The 13891-nt window shown below is 45.5% G+C and carries 13 protein-coding genes; 6 read left to right on the top strand and 7 right to left on the bottom strand.

Going from position 1 to position 13891, the window contains the following annotated elements; all coding sequences use genetic code 11:
• The first annotated feature begins 18 nt into the window (after nucleotides 1-18).
• The 5 genes from GTH24_RS17030 to GTH24_RS17010 all read left to right on the top strand — a co-directional run bounded on the left by GTH24_RS17030 (nucleotide 19) and on the right by GTH24_RS17010 (nucleotide 9242).
• Nucleotides 19-1662, top strand: coding sequence for an McrB family protein (locus GTH24_RS17030; protein WP_004249392.1), 1644 nt, complete (start codon nucleotides 19-21; stop codon nucleotides 1660-1662).
• Nucleotides 1663-1665: 3 nt separating this feature from the next.
• Nucleotides 1666-3093 carry a 5-methylcytosine restriction system specificity protein McrC gene (locus GTH24_RS17025; RefSeq protein ID WP_004249393.1) on the top strand — a complete coding sequence of 476 codons (1428 nt, stop codon included), beginning with the start codon at nucleotides 1666-1668 and terminating at the stop codon, nucleotides 3091-3093.
• Between the two features lie 240 nt (nucleotides 3094-3333).
• A complete protein-coding gene (locus tag GTH24_RS17020) occupies nucleotides 3334-4278 on the top strand; it encodes a thioredoxin family protein (protein WP_109023849.1) in 945 nt (314 codons plus the stop codon).
• A gap of 2 nt (nucleotides 4279-4280) precedes the next feature.
• Nucleotides 4281-5669, top strand: a complete 1389-nt coding sequence (locus GTH24_RS17015) for a conjugal transfer protein TraH (RefSeq protein WP_004249395.1) — start codon at nucleotides 4281-4283, stop codon at nucleotides 5667-5669.
• Nucleotides 5670-5672: 3 nt separating this feature from the next.
• Nucleotides 5673-9242, top strand: coding sequence for a conjugal transfer protein TraG N-terminal domain-containing protein (locus GTH24_RS17010; protein ID WP_004249396.1), 3570 nt, complete (start codon nucleotides 5673-5675; stop codon nucleotides 9240-9242).
• A 32-nt stretch (nucleotides 9243-9274) separates the two neighbouring features.
• Here the strand turns inward: GTH24_RS17010 and eexS are convergent, their stop codons facing one another.
• Genes eexS through GTH24_RS16975 form a run of 7 tightly spaced genes read right to left on the bottom strand, consistent with a single transcriptional unit; the run spans nucleotide 9275 to nucleotide 12947 of the window.
• A complete protein-coding gene (gene eexS / locus GTH24_RS17005) occupies nucleotides 9275-9706 on the bottom strand; it encodes an entry exclusion protein EexS (RefSeq protein ID WP_004249397.1) in 432 nt (143 codons plus the stop codon).
• A 54-nt stretch (nucleotides 9707-9760) separates the two neighbouring features.
• Nucleotides 9761-10294 carry a FlhC family transcriptional regulator gene (locus GTH24_RS17000; RefSeq protein ID WP_004249399.1) on the bottom strand — a complete coding sequence of 178 codons (534 nt, stop codon included), beginning with the start codon at nucleotides 10292-10294 and terminating at the stop codon, nucleotides 9761-9763.
• Nucleotides 10291-10590 (bottom strand): flagellar transcriptional regulator FlhD, encoded by a 300-nt coding sequence (locus tag GTH24_RS16995; RefSeq protein ID WP_000210563.1) that lies wholly within the window; start codon nucleotides 10588-10590, stop codon nucleotides 10291-10293. The genes GTH24_RS17000 and GTH24_RS16995 overlap by 4 nt, the downstream gene beginning before the upstream one ends.
• A complete protein-coding gene (locus GTH24_RS16990) occupies nucleotides 10587-11135 on the bottom strand; it encodes a lytic transglycosylase domain-containing protein (RefSeq protein WP_004249402.1) in 549 nt (182 codons plus the stop codon). The genes GTH24_RS16995 and GTH24_RS16990 overlap by 4 nt, the downstream gene beginning before the upstream one ends.
• A complete protein-coding gene (locus GTH24_RS16985; RefSeq protein WP_004249403.1) occupies nucleotides 11122-11784 on the bottom strand; it encodes a DUF6475 domain-containing protein in 663 nt (220 codons plus the stop codon). Before GTH24_RS16985 ends, GTH24_RS16990 begins: the two co-directional genes overlap by 14 nt.
• Nucleotides 11771-12640 (bottom strand): hypothetical protein, encoded by an 870-nt coding sequence (locus GTH24_RS16980; RefSeq protein ID WP_004249404.1) that lies wholly within the window; start codon nucleotides 12638-12640, stop codon nucleotides 11771-11773. Before GTH24_RS16980 ends, GTH24_RS16985 begins: the two co-directional genes overlap by 14 nt.
• A 55-nt stretch (nucleotides 12641-12695) precedes the next feature.
• Nucleotides 12696-12947, bottom strand: coding sequence for a helix-turn-helix domain-containing protein (locus GTH24_RS16975; protein ID WP_004249406.1), 252 nt, complete (start codon nucleotides 12945-12947; stop codon nucleotides 12696-12698).
• Between the two features lie 117 nt (nucleotides 12948-13064).
• Here GTH24_RS16975 and GTH24_RS16970 point away from each other — a divergent pair, with 117 nt between their 5' ends.
• Nucleotides 13065-13712 carry a LexA family protein gene (locus tag GTH24_RS16970; protein WP_000854920.1) on the top strand — a complete coding sequence of 216 codons (648 nt, stop codon included), beginning with the start codon at nucleotides 13065-13067 and terminating at the stop codon, nucleotides 13710-13712.
• Nucleotides 13713-13891: the final 179 nt, after the last annotated feature.

Raw genomic sequence — 13891 nt, 5'->3', positions numbered from 1 at the left:
CCAGTAACAAGGGAATAAATGAAAAGTAGACTGAAAAACCTATATAAATATCTTATTGAGAACAGGAAGCATGAAGTCAATGGATGGCACAAAGCCTATCGTGACTTTTACAGTCAGGTCGCTCAAATCCGTGAGCGAATCACATCTGGAGAAGGCTTGTCTCAAAATGATGAAGCCTTTCTGAAGCAGTTACTCTATGAGAAGAGCAACGGTATCGCTTCTCGCGGACAGTCAGTGTTGAGCAATGACAACTTCCAGTCATTCATTAAAAACAAGAATTTCATATCCGCATTAGAAAAATTTATATTGATTCCAAACAGTGAAAACTTCACGATTTTTTCTGATTCGTGGTCTAACCAAGGTAAATCCAACAACCCTGTTCTCGTTAATCGAGTGGCAGCAGCTTGTACGCTCGAAGTCTCCACAACGGTTGATTCCGGTAAATTTAATCAGGTTTTTAGTTGGCTTATACGCGAAGGAATAATTCCAGCATACCCAGCAGAAGAAAATCAAAGTTGGTTTGCTAAAAACATTTTTCTATTAAAGAGCATCAAAAGCGAGTTTGATAATGAGCTTCGGGAAGGTAAAACTGATGAGTTTTATCTTAGTCAGTTTGTTTGGGTGCTTTACGAGAATTTGTCAAACCCATTCAGTTTAAAGAAGCAGATTGTTAAATACGGTGCGCCGGGGACAGGGAAAACTTATCAAGCTCGCCTGCAAACTTCGCTCTTGTTTGACATCTGGAAAGAGGAATTTGCTCCCTACAGCCGTCTCACACATGCAAGTCAGATTGAGTTGGTTCAATTTCATCCTTCTTTCAGTTATGAAGACTTTATGGAAGGGCTACGTCCTGTTTTGGACAGTGATGGGAACTCTCAATTAACGTTGCAAAATGGTGTTTTTAAAGAGTTTTGCCGAAGCGCTGGTAAGTGGGAAATCGATGTGTATGGGCTTGGACTTACTCAGAAGTGGGAGTCTCTTACTATCAAGGAACTTCTCCCGTTTAGAGAAAAGTTATCAGGCGAGCATTGGCAGGATATTTTCGAAATATCAGATATATCCAAGCTTGTATCGGAAGCAGTACCACCATTTTTCTTTATAATTGATGAGGTAAACCGAGCTGAGTTGTCTCGCGTTTTTGGTGAGTTAATGTACTGTCTGGAATACCGAGGCACTAGAGGTTGCGTTAAAACCCAATATTCCAATCTGAACAATGAACATACTGGTATGCTTAAGGACGCACAAGGGTATTTGTTCTTCATCCCAACAAACATCTATCTTATTGGAACGATGAACACGATAGACAGAAGTGTCGAAAGTTTTGACTTCGCTTTGCGTCGAAGATTCCGTTGGGAAGAAGTGGTGCCTGATATGGCGCTATTGAAATACCATTTGAACCAATTTTGCAAAGCTTGGCTGCCCTTGGTGGATAACCTTGAACGCTTGAATGAATTGATAGCTAAAGAACCTTTGCTTGGTAATGATTACCAAATTGGTCATGCCTATTTGATGGACTTGAAGTATGCAACCAGCCTTACAGTTTCGGAGGTACGAGAGCGTGTATGGGATGATTGTATTCGTCCGTTATTACAGGAGTATCTTCGTGGAACAGGTAAGGAGACTGAACTGATTAGCTCCTTCGGAAAGGCATTTGGGGTTTAAACTGTGTGGCTTTTCGATATCATTAAGAACGGCACACTGGTCGATAACCAGTCCTATTTTGTCAGCGAAGGCATTTTGACAAATAGACGTTTAGGAAAGTCGATAACCCTTAGTGCCAAATCAAAAGGACAATGGACCTATCCTCATAACGACGAGTCTGCAATTTGGCACTTTTTGAATTCGGTATCTCGTGATGTCGAAAAAACGCTGAATGATAATATTTCCGATGCTTTAATACTCTTCAATGATGAAGATTACGAACACAATACAGATGGCGGTTTCATCGGTGTCTCTGGTACGGATGCAAGAAATTTTAATCTCGACACGGGCAATCTAATCGGATTTGTTAAGCGAGGAGATTACTCTCTGAAGATCAGCTCACGTTTTGGTGATGCTTTCCTTCAATACATCATTGCAGATGCCGATGGATTTCTCGAATTAGAAAACATTGGAGGAGAAAGTCACGCAGACGGTTACGAGTGGCTTTTAGCATATCTATGGAACATTAAGTTTAAGAGAGCATACCGCCTGGGCTTGCCAAAGACTTATATTACAAGAAATGATCGTATTTCCCGCGTAAGGGGAACTATAAATGCTACAGATTATTTCCAGAATAAGTCATCTGGAAAATATTTATGCTCGTACCGAGAGCACAGCTACGACAGCCCTGCAACTTCACTTTTTATAAAAGCTTATGAAGCAGTCGCACATTACTCATTTTGTCACCAAACACGAAATATCTATAGTGCATTTCTGACTGCCAATCAGGGGATTAAAAGGTCACAGCAAGAAATTTTGAGGACTTCTCATTTCACCAACCCTTTCTACAATGATTATAACGTGCTCATTGACTTATCTAAGCAAGTCATTGACCGGAAGGGCTCTGATTTTGATTCGCAGCAGGATTCGAGTGCTTTCTTTTTCGATATTTCGATGTTGTTTGAATATTTCATTCGTAAGCTCATTAAGCGAGATGGGCTACGCCTGCTAGGTAAGTTCGAGCAACGTCAGCAAATAGCATCTGGTGCTCTCAGTGGTTATATGAGAAAACTTGAACCTGATCTTGTTATAGAAATCGATGAGAGTTTATTCGTATTTGATGTGAAGTATAAAGCATTTGATTCACAATTTGGGGTGAAGCGTGAAGATCTTTTTCAGCTACATACTTACATAGGGCAGTATGGAAATGTTGCCGCAATCAAGGGATGTGGATTTATTTACCCTATATCAGAAGAACGATGGGCTTCACTTAACCTTGAAAAAACACAGGGTGTGATTTCAGATATTATTCACCAGCAAGGACAAGAGATACCGTTCCATGTGCTTTTTCTAAAAATCCCTGAAGATACGTATATTGATTTTAATAGGAAAATGAAAGAGCAGTGCAGCATTTTTATTAATGCCCTTTATTCTAAGGTTTTTAATCGGTGACGTTTTTTTGTGGAGAAAGGCCATTGTTCAACGAAATGTCATTTTTTTGAAGTCGAGATTGTTTATTGAGTTGGGTATCAGTTTTATATCATAGGCATTATCGAGATAGTGACAAGTCAGCTGAGTTGGGTTGACAGTTCCCTATAGTCAGAAACACACACAATTCCTTCATCTATCTGGCCAATGGCACTGGCGGGGATCTTTAGCATGTTAGCTCTGTGAAATTTTCTGGAGCTGACAATGAGAACCCTTTTGTTACCTTGGTTCATCCTATGGGTGACCATCCCAATCATTATTTTCTTTCTATTCATCTTGCCCGCCCATGCTAGTGATGGGCAATTCTATCAGCGTGGCCAGGAAGGCTGGTTTTGGTATCAGGTCATTCCTGAGCCAGCGGAGGCTGAAGAGCTTATTAAGCCGGAATCTGGTGCGGCAGAGTCGATTCAGAGCGAGCTGAAGCCCTTCAGTGCTGCCTGGTTTCGTGAGCACATGCAGTCGTTCATGGACAAGGCAATTGATGAGCCTACGAATGAGAACGTCAGAGCCTATCTGTACCTCCAGCGCGTCATGATGGATAAGGGCTCACAGTTTGCTGATGTTAGTCAGCAGGTGGTCATGGGTGATCCAGTTTTGGATGAAATCAGTCGCAGACCCTTGGCGACCTATGCTGCCAATCGGATGGATCGAGAAGCTGGCGCTCAACGGGATGTTGCTTTAGGTGAGGTAGCAAAACGGGCTGGCTTGTTCTTCTTCTATCGTTCGGATTGCCCTTATTGCCACGCTCAAGCGCCTATCATCGAATCAATGGCTTTAAACTACGGTTTCGAGGTATTTGCTATTGCTGTCGATGGCTTGCCTTTACCGGGTGGAGAGTTTCCCAATTTCAAAGTCGATTCAGGACAAGCTCAATCATTGTCCGTTACGACTGTCCCTGCCGTGTTCTTAGTTGATCCACCTAATGTCATCACTCCCATTGGTCAGGGTGCAATGAGCCTTGATGAGCTCAATAATCGAATTATTCTCGCAGCCCATCAAGCCGGTTGGATTGACGATCAAACTTACTATGCCACCAGACCTGTTCAACCCGGCGTGTCACTCGCGATGTCAGCCCAAGAGCTTAACGAAAAGATATTACAGGACCCTGAGTTCCTTGTTCGCTATCTGCGTGCACAAGGAGGGTTATAACGATGAAAAAAGTAATCCGAGTATCGCTAATCGCCTGTGCGATTGGTTTTTCATCTATGAGCCAAGCAAGCTTGCAACAGGAGATGAACCAGTTGTTTGGTTCAATGACCAACACCACTGCGCCAGGTGTATTCGAGAGTCAGCGGCGTGGCGTTATATCTGGTGGAAGCGTTGTTGTCCGTAACAGAATCATGAACGAGAACCTCGTCTCTATGGTGCCTCCGTCATTCCAAGCCGGTTGTGGTGGCATTGATATGTTCGCGGGAAGTTTGTCATTTGTTAACGCGGATCAGTTTGTTCAATTACTTCGCTCTGTTGCTGCAAACGCCAAGGGGTACGCATTCCAATTGGCGCTCAGTGCTATGTGTGAGAAATGCTCCCAGCACATGGAGACACTGCAAAAGAAAATCCAGCAGTTGAACGAGTATTTTGGCAATTCCTGTCAAATGGCTCAGGGAGTCGTGAACGATACCCTGGCCGCTTTTGGTAAAAAGGGGCAAACAGAAGCCAGCATGTTGAGCTCACTTAAAGGGGCTGGAGACGTTTTTACCAGTTGGAGTGAGTCCAATGGTAAGAACCCATATGAGAATGCTTCGAGTGTCGCGGCATCTGATGTGAACAAAACGATTAAAGGCAACTTGGTTTGGCGAGCACTGAAACGTCACTCGGCATCAAGCTGGTTTGCATCTGGGGATGACCGTTTTCTTGAAGCGGTTATGTCCGTGACGGGCTCGATCATCGTTGGTGATCTAGCTAATGCGGCTGATGGTCAAGGTAAAGCCCCAAAACTGACCAGACTGAATGGCAATAAAGTGACTATTGAGCATCTAATTCATGGCGGTAACGTCGCTATGTACCGATGTGACACAGTGACACAAGACGGCTGTCTAAATCCGACAATCACTAACGTGACCCTAGCCGGGTTATCAACTCAGGTCGAAAATTTACTTCTTGGTACAGGTTCTAGTAACGGCATTATTTTTAAGTTTGCTCGAAATACTGGGGCAGCTAGCACCACCGAAAAGGCTTTTATGACCTCGGCTCCTGCAAGCATTGGCGGCATGATTCGAACACTTTCTGCATTAAATGAAGGGGCTGCTAGGTCGTTTGCTTCAAGAGCTGCGCCATTTATTGCTGTTGAGATGGCCCGAGCATTGGTTGAAGACATGCTCAATGCAGCTAGAAGTACCTCCGGTGTGGAAGATCATGCCTATGCGAAGTTATTAACGGAAGACCTTGAACGTGCACGTCGCCAAATCAATGAGGAGTACGCTGCGTTGCAGCGAAGATACGGCTCAGAGCAAGAGTTGCTGGCACATTTTAACCAGGTGATTCAGACCATTCGCAAACAGCGTTATTACACCGTTAAATCTACGGCACTGGGGGAATAGGTCATGTGGGAGATCTATTCCATCGGGGATTCGGCATTTTTAGAGCAGGTCCTGAACGCTGTCGCGATGATAACTGGTACAGGCGACTTTACTTCAATGGTTCGCATTGGCTTGCTCATTGGGGTATTGATGGTCTCTGTTCAGGCCTTAATGCAAGGCGGTCGTGGGATTAACTTTCAACACGTTTTAGTCTCATGGCTAGTCTTTGCAACCATGTTTGGACCCAGTACCCGAGTGAGCATTGAGGATGCGTACACGGGACAAGTTCGAGTGGTTGATAATGTGCCCATCGGTGTTGCTGCCGCAGGTAGTACGATTTCGACTGTTGGCTTTCAAATCACGCGATTGTTTGAAACGGCGTTCTCAACTCCCGCCATGACGGAATACGGCTTTGCATCCAGTTTACAGTCACTGATTAAAGTGAGAAAACAGGTGATGGATCGCTCTGGTTTGGGTGATGCAAATCGTGTCGCCGGTTCGGACATCGAGCAATCGTGGTTTAACTACATCAAAGAGTGCACCTTGATTGGTATCGACATTGGCCAAAAGAATCTAGATCAGGTGCTGAGTGATCCTAACCCGATGACTGCGATTAGGTTTGATTCGCGCATTTATGGCACTCGAATCATGCTCAGTGGTAGCAGTAGCGATCTGGACTGCACCGACGCTTACAGCCAACTGAAACTCATGACAGAATCAACCTTCATTCCAAGGCTTAAACAGGTTCTGTCGGCCTCATTGGGGACTTCGTCAGCAACGGACACTGATGACGTGATCCGAAATGCACTGAATAATCTTGGTTTGGCTTCGGTTAACACCCAAGAGTACATGAGCGCGTCAGTGCTTTTGCCTATTTATGAGCAAAGCGTGACGGGCAAGTATATGGATGATCAAGCTTTCACCGCAGCCGTTATGGTTAACCAAGCGATTGAGCAGCGCAATACGCAATGGGCGGCGGAGCAGACCTTGTTCCAAAGTATCGTTCGTCCGATGATGACGTTTTTTGAGGGTTTCATTTACGCCATCACCCCATTGATGGCCTTTGTGATAGCCCTTGGCCAAATCGGGATGCGAATGGCCGGGAAGTACTTGTTAATCCTGCTTTGGATTCAACTTTGGATGCCTGTCATGGCCATCATTAACCTGTATATTCATTTAACCGTTGCAGGGAAAATGTCGGCTCTTGATGCCTTTGCAGGTACAGAAGTGCCATCTTTTGCTGGGATGATGCAGATGGATTCAGTGCTGCAAACCTGGATAGCTACTGGTGGCATGTTGGCGTCGAGTGTTCCGGCTATTTCGCTCATGCTCGTTTATGGCTCAGCAATAACCGCTACCCACTTGGCTGGGCGTCTTCAAAACGGTGATGCCATTGATGAAAAGCTGGCTAGTCCAGATGTCGCGAAAAATGCCCCGGTAATGCAATCACAGTCAATGTTCCAAAATTCAGCCCTTACGGGTTCTGCTATGACCGGCGCGTCAAACCTACTAAGCAGTTTCTCTGTCGGAAACGCAGTGGGGTCAATGGTCGGCTCTGCAAAAGAATCCATGACTCAGGCAACTCAAGCCTTTAGCCGTCAGGTTGGCAATACCATGAGTCGAACTTTTGGTGAAAAGCTAAGTTACGACAATCTATCTTCAGTTGGACGTCAAATCGGTTCTTCTAATTCCGCATCTAGCGCCGTTGTTAATCAGGTCACTGATGACCTTCAAACACGGTATGGTTTCGGAGACGATAAAAAAGACGCTGTACGTGGCTTGGTATCGGGCGTGCTATCGGGAGGCCTAAGGATCGGTGGCGATGGAACTATTACTAATCCCGGTGAGAAAGAAGTTGCTGATAAGGGCTTTCTTGGAAGGCTTCTTGGTACTGGCGGCAATGATTCTCCACAGGGCAACTTGCCAGGAGTCGATAAGCCAGACTCATCTCGTGTACCAAAACTATCAAGGGTACGAGCAGGCTTGGATTTAGGTGGTAACTTTAGTGGCCAAGTTGAGTCATCAGAGGGCAGTTCTCGATCTACGACCGCAAATACGCTCACTGGGGAGATGCAAAGCTTGGCATCAAGTGATTCACGACGTGCTGAGTTTCGCGATGCGATGGTTAAGGACCTTTCAGATTCAAGACGCTCTGGCGTTGAGATGTCGTTGTCTAATCAAGACTATCAGTCACTTCAGAGTTCAGCACAAGACGTTATCACGGCATCAAACCGCTTTAGTGAGCTTGATCAGGCCAGCTACAGTCTATCAGGACAAAGGAACACGGATGGTGCGACGTTAACTCGATTAGCAGCGGATAATCCTGAAGTCATGGATTATTTAGGTCGCTATATGAACCAGCATGTTGAAGCAGGTAACCGATTACGTGAAAACCTTCCAATGTATCAGCGCTTGCTACCTGATGATAATCAGGCGTATGTGGCCGCAGCTATGGAGTCTTTAACCTATAGCAACTCCTCGACGCCCGCTGAACGAGACAATGACTATCAAGCAGCAATGACTGTTATGGCCATGGCTACCGGAGCCGATTTACGATCTATTCAGCCACGCTCTAATGAAAGCTTGTCATCAACTGCACCTACTTTTGGTGGCACTCAAAGCCAAGTTGAATCCGGTGTTCTGGGAGGCTATGGGGATGCTGCAACAGTTCAAACGCAGTTCAATTCGGCTCAATCCGCTTACCAAACCAATCTTTCTGGTGTAGATGGACAGCTGAATGCGCATCAGCAACAAGCCCAGCAGGCCGTAGCTTCTGACACAAGTACCTATCAATCTGGACTAAACAGTGAAGCTGGCTCTCAGTGGCGATCTCGCATTATGGCTGATGATAGCGGAGTCTCTGGTGCTGAAATGTTCTTCAACAGCGCCAGTGCTATTGGTGATTTCAGTGGTAAGCATACTGATGCAGCACTACATACCTTGAATCATTTTGGCGAAGACTATGAGAGTTACAAGGAGAAAGCCCTTGCAGAACCTGGCTCACGAGGTTTCTTGCACAATGCAACGGTGGCCAGCAAATCAACCTGGGATGGGTTAAAAGCAGCCGTTGATGCCGGAACCTCTTTGGAAAATCCTTTGACGGCGTTTAATGATGCATACAGTGGATCGAGTTCGCAGTATGCCTCCGAAGTTAACTGGGGCACTAAGTCTGAAGCCATGTTGGCTGGGGCATTCGGTGCGGCAGTTAACAATCGATACGGTGAGTTTTTAGAACAGTACGCCGATGATTTTAAACAGGAAGCATACAGCGAAGGGCAGAGAATGGGATTGACCCCGATTCAAAGTCAAGTGTTCGCTCAAGCTTTCAATGAAGGTTTGGCGGGGCGCGTATTCAACTCTGAAGACTCATCGAGTTGGTCGCCTGAAATGCTAGGTCTAAGGGAGCAAATGCTAAATGAGTATCGTCAAAAGGATGAGAGTGGCGCTTACATTTCTGACAGTGTGTCCGAAGAAGATAAAGCATTTGTGGATAAGCAGATAGCGGTGATCTCAAATGCATCGCTTGCGGGAGATTATGCTCAGAACAACTTGATCGATATTAGGGCTTATAACCAGGCATCAGGAAGGAACTGAAAATAGAAGGTAGCCAGCTTGTGGTTGGCTGGCTATTTTTTTGGCTTTTTGGGATACCTTGGATAAAAGCCATCAAAAAACGAATAGAGCTTATACCAATACCATTTTTCTTCAATGCTCAAAGTTCTACCCGAATCTTTAACTTGGCTAATCAAGAATCTAATTCCAGTGCAAATAGCTAAGAAAAAGAGTCCCAAGCCAACAATTGTCCAACTCGCTTGCCAATATGCGATTGCTAAAAGCATAGTGGTGATGGTTATAAGTCCGATAGGACTAGCAGTTGCTTTAAATCCCAGGTAGCTGAAAAAAAACATGGTGCAGAACAGAAATGGCAAAGCCGCGAACTTGGCAGATGCCGTTAATATTTCTGATGGAAAAAAATGAGCCGCAGCCAAAGTCGCCAGAAAAAGCCCCAGTGATATAACCCAGCAGCGTGCTGGTAAAGATTTAAGTAAGTTTGTCATCTTAGTACTCTCAAAGTACACGGGCGGTGCACAATCAAATCATGCATCAGCATGTTAGTTCTCAAAAAGTGCTCTAGTGGTTTGCTCGGCCATAATCTCGCACACAGGACATTTAAGCTGAATGCGCTGTTGAGATACCGTCAAATACAGACTGCCGCATCGACACCGGCGTAAGGATGCTAGCTGTGATCTTAAATCACGAGCTAGAACCCAACCTTCATTAATGGTTAGTTTTTTCCAGGGGATCTCAGATGGAAGATCTGCTTCTTCCCTTGCAACCAAGTACGCATCGTAAGCCTTCATCAAAGCATCAATATTTAATTGCTTGTAGACATTATCACCACCAATATTGACATAAAGCGCCATCAGCAGGGAGCCTTCAACTAGGGCTCTTCTGCTTTTAACAATGGCATCAGATTCTGGTAATTGACCAGGACAAGGTGACTTGCCAGTCACTTCTTTGTGCAGCCTTCTGATAATGTGGATTGGCAAACCAGTATCGAGCGCGATGATCGTTGTTCGAAATCCGTATTTAATAAGCAGTGAGGCTCGGGTAAACAGCTCACTTTTGGACAGGTTATCAATCATGCATCCCCCTTGTTGTTTAGGGTTGATAATAAATAAGCGATTCTTGGGATACCTGTGCCTTTGCTCTTCACCATCTCAATCAGTTGGCTTTGGTTACCCCTTGGTTGAAACAGCATGAATGATGAGGTCGCCACTCGTTGCAGGTCGTCAACACCGGCATTAATCAGTGCATCCACCACATCGCGTGTAAGTCCAAAGCGCAAGACAGCCTCTTGCGGATCAATGCGCGCTAATTCGCGTGCTGCGTGCAGGTACGCCAAATTTAATTGATAGAAGTCTTGTTGATTGGTTGTCATTGACGGACCTCCAGTTCATGTAAAATATTGCGATAGATAGAAAGCACTCTTTGCCCATACCAGCGTGCACGCTCTTCGTTCCAACTGTGATAGCGGCCTATGCCAAGCTCTAAATCATTTGGTGAAGACTTGATTGCTTCGGCCAAAATACTGGAGCCGACCGTAAGGTTTGTGATGGGGTCTAGCAGTTCCGCTGCTGAGCTCACCCGATGCCCATGCCAATGCAAATTGATTTGCATAAGGCCAATATCGAGCTGATATTTTTCAGTCTCTTGCAGTGCTTGGTTTAACAGTTTCTCTGCTTCTGTCTTAGATTTGGCGTAGGTTGCGTTTGAACCATTGCGAATTGCGTATGGCCATGGACTGGTCATGTTGAGACCACGATGTGAGGCCGACTCAGCCAAGGCAACGGCGTAGAGCATGACTGGATCAATACCAACGCTTTGTGCTGCTTTTTCCCACTGATAGCCCGGAAACGCATAGACTGAAGTGCTTGCGGACATGGCTATCACTAGGGCAATGGTTTTTGATTTAATCGTTTTCATTTTTGTCCTCTAATTGATTTCCGAGAAGCGCCTGAATGGCTTTCGGGCTTATTCTTTTCAAAGGCACTGCGATAAAGTCGGTGATGCCTCTTGTATAAACTTGTGCTGCTTTTGACCAGTCGCCCACGGCAACCGGCGCTTGCATATCAAACCCTTTTTGCTGGTTCTGATGGTCTGCAATACCTTGTAATAGCCTTGGGTATTCACCCACTTCGTCCCGCAACAAGTAAGCCTGGTAGCGTGTTAAAAACTCTTTTTGTTTAAAGGGGTATTCCCTGTCATCTACCTTGCAGAGTTCAACCCATCCCCCCATGTCTGAAATAACGCGGTGAATAAGCGCATCGTCAAACATCACGGATGTCCAAGCGCCAACCTGACGAACAGCCTTGTCAACTTTGTTCCAAGCAACCATGGCTCTTGAACCCGAGTTACCATCGATATGCTTGATGACGTCAGCGGGCTTTGGAAAAAATTGCCCAGTATCCGGTGATTGAATATGCCGAGTCAGACCGATTCGCACTTCTTCAATGCTATAAGCACGAAGGGCTTCAAATGCGATGGATAGCAATTGTGGTGATACGCTTTTGCCATACATGGCCCAAGCAGCTCCCCAAACTTCAGCAAACTCGCGTTTATCAACCTCCTGCACTTGAACGAACCTCCCGAATACCTGGTCCGGCCCAGCTTTCAGCAATGCGGCGATTGCTTTCTTCAATGTTCAACTGGTGATTGCTGCCCTTTAGGCTCGTCGATGATTGCTGTACTTCATCAATGCGAACGTACTCGTCTTCCCATTGGCGGTTTAAAAGCCAGTTATGTGGCATAGGGGTCTTAGTCCGATCTTGATACTGCAATCGGTTGTCTCGTTGCTCTTTCCAGCGTGTTAGCACTTCCAAGGCGAGTTCATGGTCTTCATTGAGGCCCATGCGTAGCCATTCTTCTTTGGCTTTCGCTTTTTTTTCTTTGCGTATTTGTACATCCCAGAAGTCTTCAAACTGTATGTAGTCAACAGTTTTAACTGTTGGTTTATTGCTTCTCTCAGAGTCATCCGACCGTTGAGAGTCCCTTACCGGGTTGCCATCAGGCATAAACAATGATGAAAATTCTTCTGGTAGCCGAGCTTGAAAAGCGGCAAGAGATTTCAAAAGCGATGCCATACCAATGAAGTCGGCAGGTACATCTTTAAGCAACCGAAAGGCTGCTTTACCTTGGTTCGGGTTTTCGATTGGGTTGTGCTTCAGAAAGCTCCGAATCAAAGTCCAACCGGATTCCTCGCAACGAATGAGGAACTGATCTTGTTCTAACTCCTTTAGAGCCTTGGCAACCTGTTGCTCATCCCAGTTCAAGTCAGAAGCAACGTAACCAATCGGCAGTCGAAAGCAGCCAAGCAAATTACAATGTGGGCATGTAAGCAAATACAGTCCTAGCAACTTCGCTGAGTCACTCCAGGACAAAACGTTTTGCTTTAGCCAAAAGCGGGTATAGACCTTGCCATAGTCACGCATGGAGGAACTCGCTTTTGTGTTTACGTAAAATGCTGACCATTATTTGCCCTTAATCCTACTGGTTACTGGCTTTCAGCTCGCTTGGGCATGCGGGATAGATGTCCGGTCTTAACTGAGATCGGGTTACCTGTCCTTGCGTAGCTTGTTCGATGGATAAAACGAATTCAGCGGGAACACGCCCTGATTTATTCAACCAAAACCAGACGTTTTGCTGTTTTGAGTTGATGGCTCGTGCTAATGCTGATTGCCCGCCGACCAAGTCAATGGCACGGCGGAGATGTTTTTGTGTCGTGTTGAACACTTCCATACCGTCTCCTGTTACAATAATAACTGTTACAAGATTGAATGTTACAGTTTAAACTGTAGATTAGTCAACAGTTAAAATTGTTGAAAGGCTACAGTTTTATTTGTAGAATACGGGCTTATGAAAACTTTATCCGAACGACTAAACCATGCCTTGCAGCTTACTGGGGTGACTCAGTCTGAGTTGGCTCGTCGCATTGGTATCAAACAGCAGTCGATCAGCCAGATTTGCTCTGGTAAATCGGCTAGGTCTCGTTACACCATGCAGATCGCGGAGGCGCTTCGCGTGAATGCTCATTGGCTCGCCACAGGTGATGGCGAGATTGGCTTGGGAGTCGGTAATGTAGAAGTCGGGCCTGACATTAAGGGAAGAATTCCTCTCATTAACTGGGTTCAGGCCGGTGATTGGACTGAAATAGCGGAGGGATTTGCCCATGAAGATGCTGAGGAGTGGCGTGAAGTCACTGGGAAAGCACATGAGGGTTGTTTCGCACTTCGCGTAAAAGGCGACAGTATGGAAAATCCAAGCGGAAAAAAATCCATACCTGAGGGGGCAGTGATCGTTGTTGATCCTGAGTTACCTTATTCTTCAGGTTCATTGGTTGTTGCGCGTTTGGATGATTCGAAAGAAGCAACCTTTAAGCAGTTAGTTATTGATGGTGAACAGAAGTACCTAAAACCTTTGAACCCGCAATACCCTGCAATACCGATCAACGGCAACTGCACCATCATCGGTGTAGTACGACAAGCTATCATCGATTTCTGGTAGCGAAGGAATTTGTGGTTTAGCCACAGCTGTTCATGAGCTGAAGAAGCAACGATTGCAAACAGCTACAACTGAGCATTGGCGCACGCTGAGAGTAAATGATAGCCGATTAGATAACCATTGATTGTTTATAAAGTCAAGATCAGCGAAAATAGCGGCCAATTACGATTAACACGACGGAT

Origin of the sequence: Proteus vulgaris (assembly GCF_011045815.1) — a bacterium.
Taxonomy (GTDB): domain Bacteria; phylum Pseudomonadota; class Gammaproteobacteria; order Enterobacterales; family Enterobacteriaceae; genus Proteus; species Proteus vulgaris_B.
The sequence above is the reverse complement of the archived record's forward strand: the minus strand, read 5'-3'. Positions and strand labels throughout refer to the sequence as shown.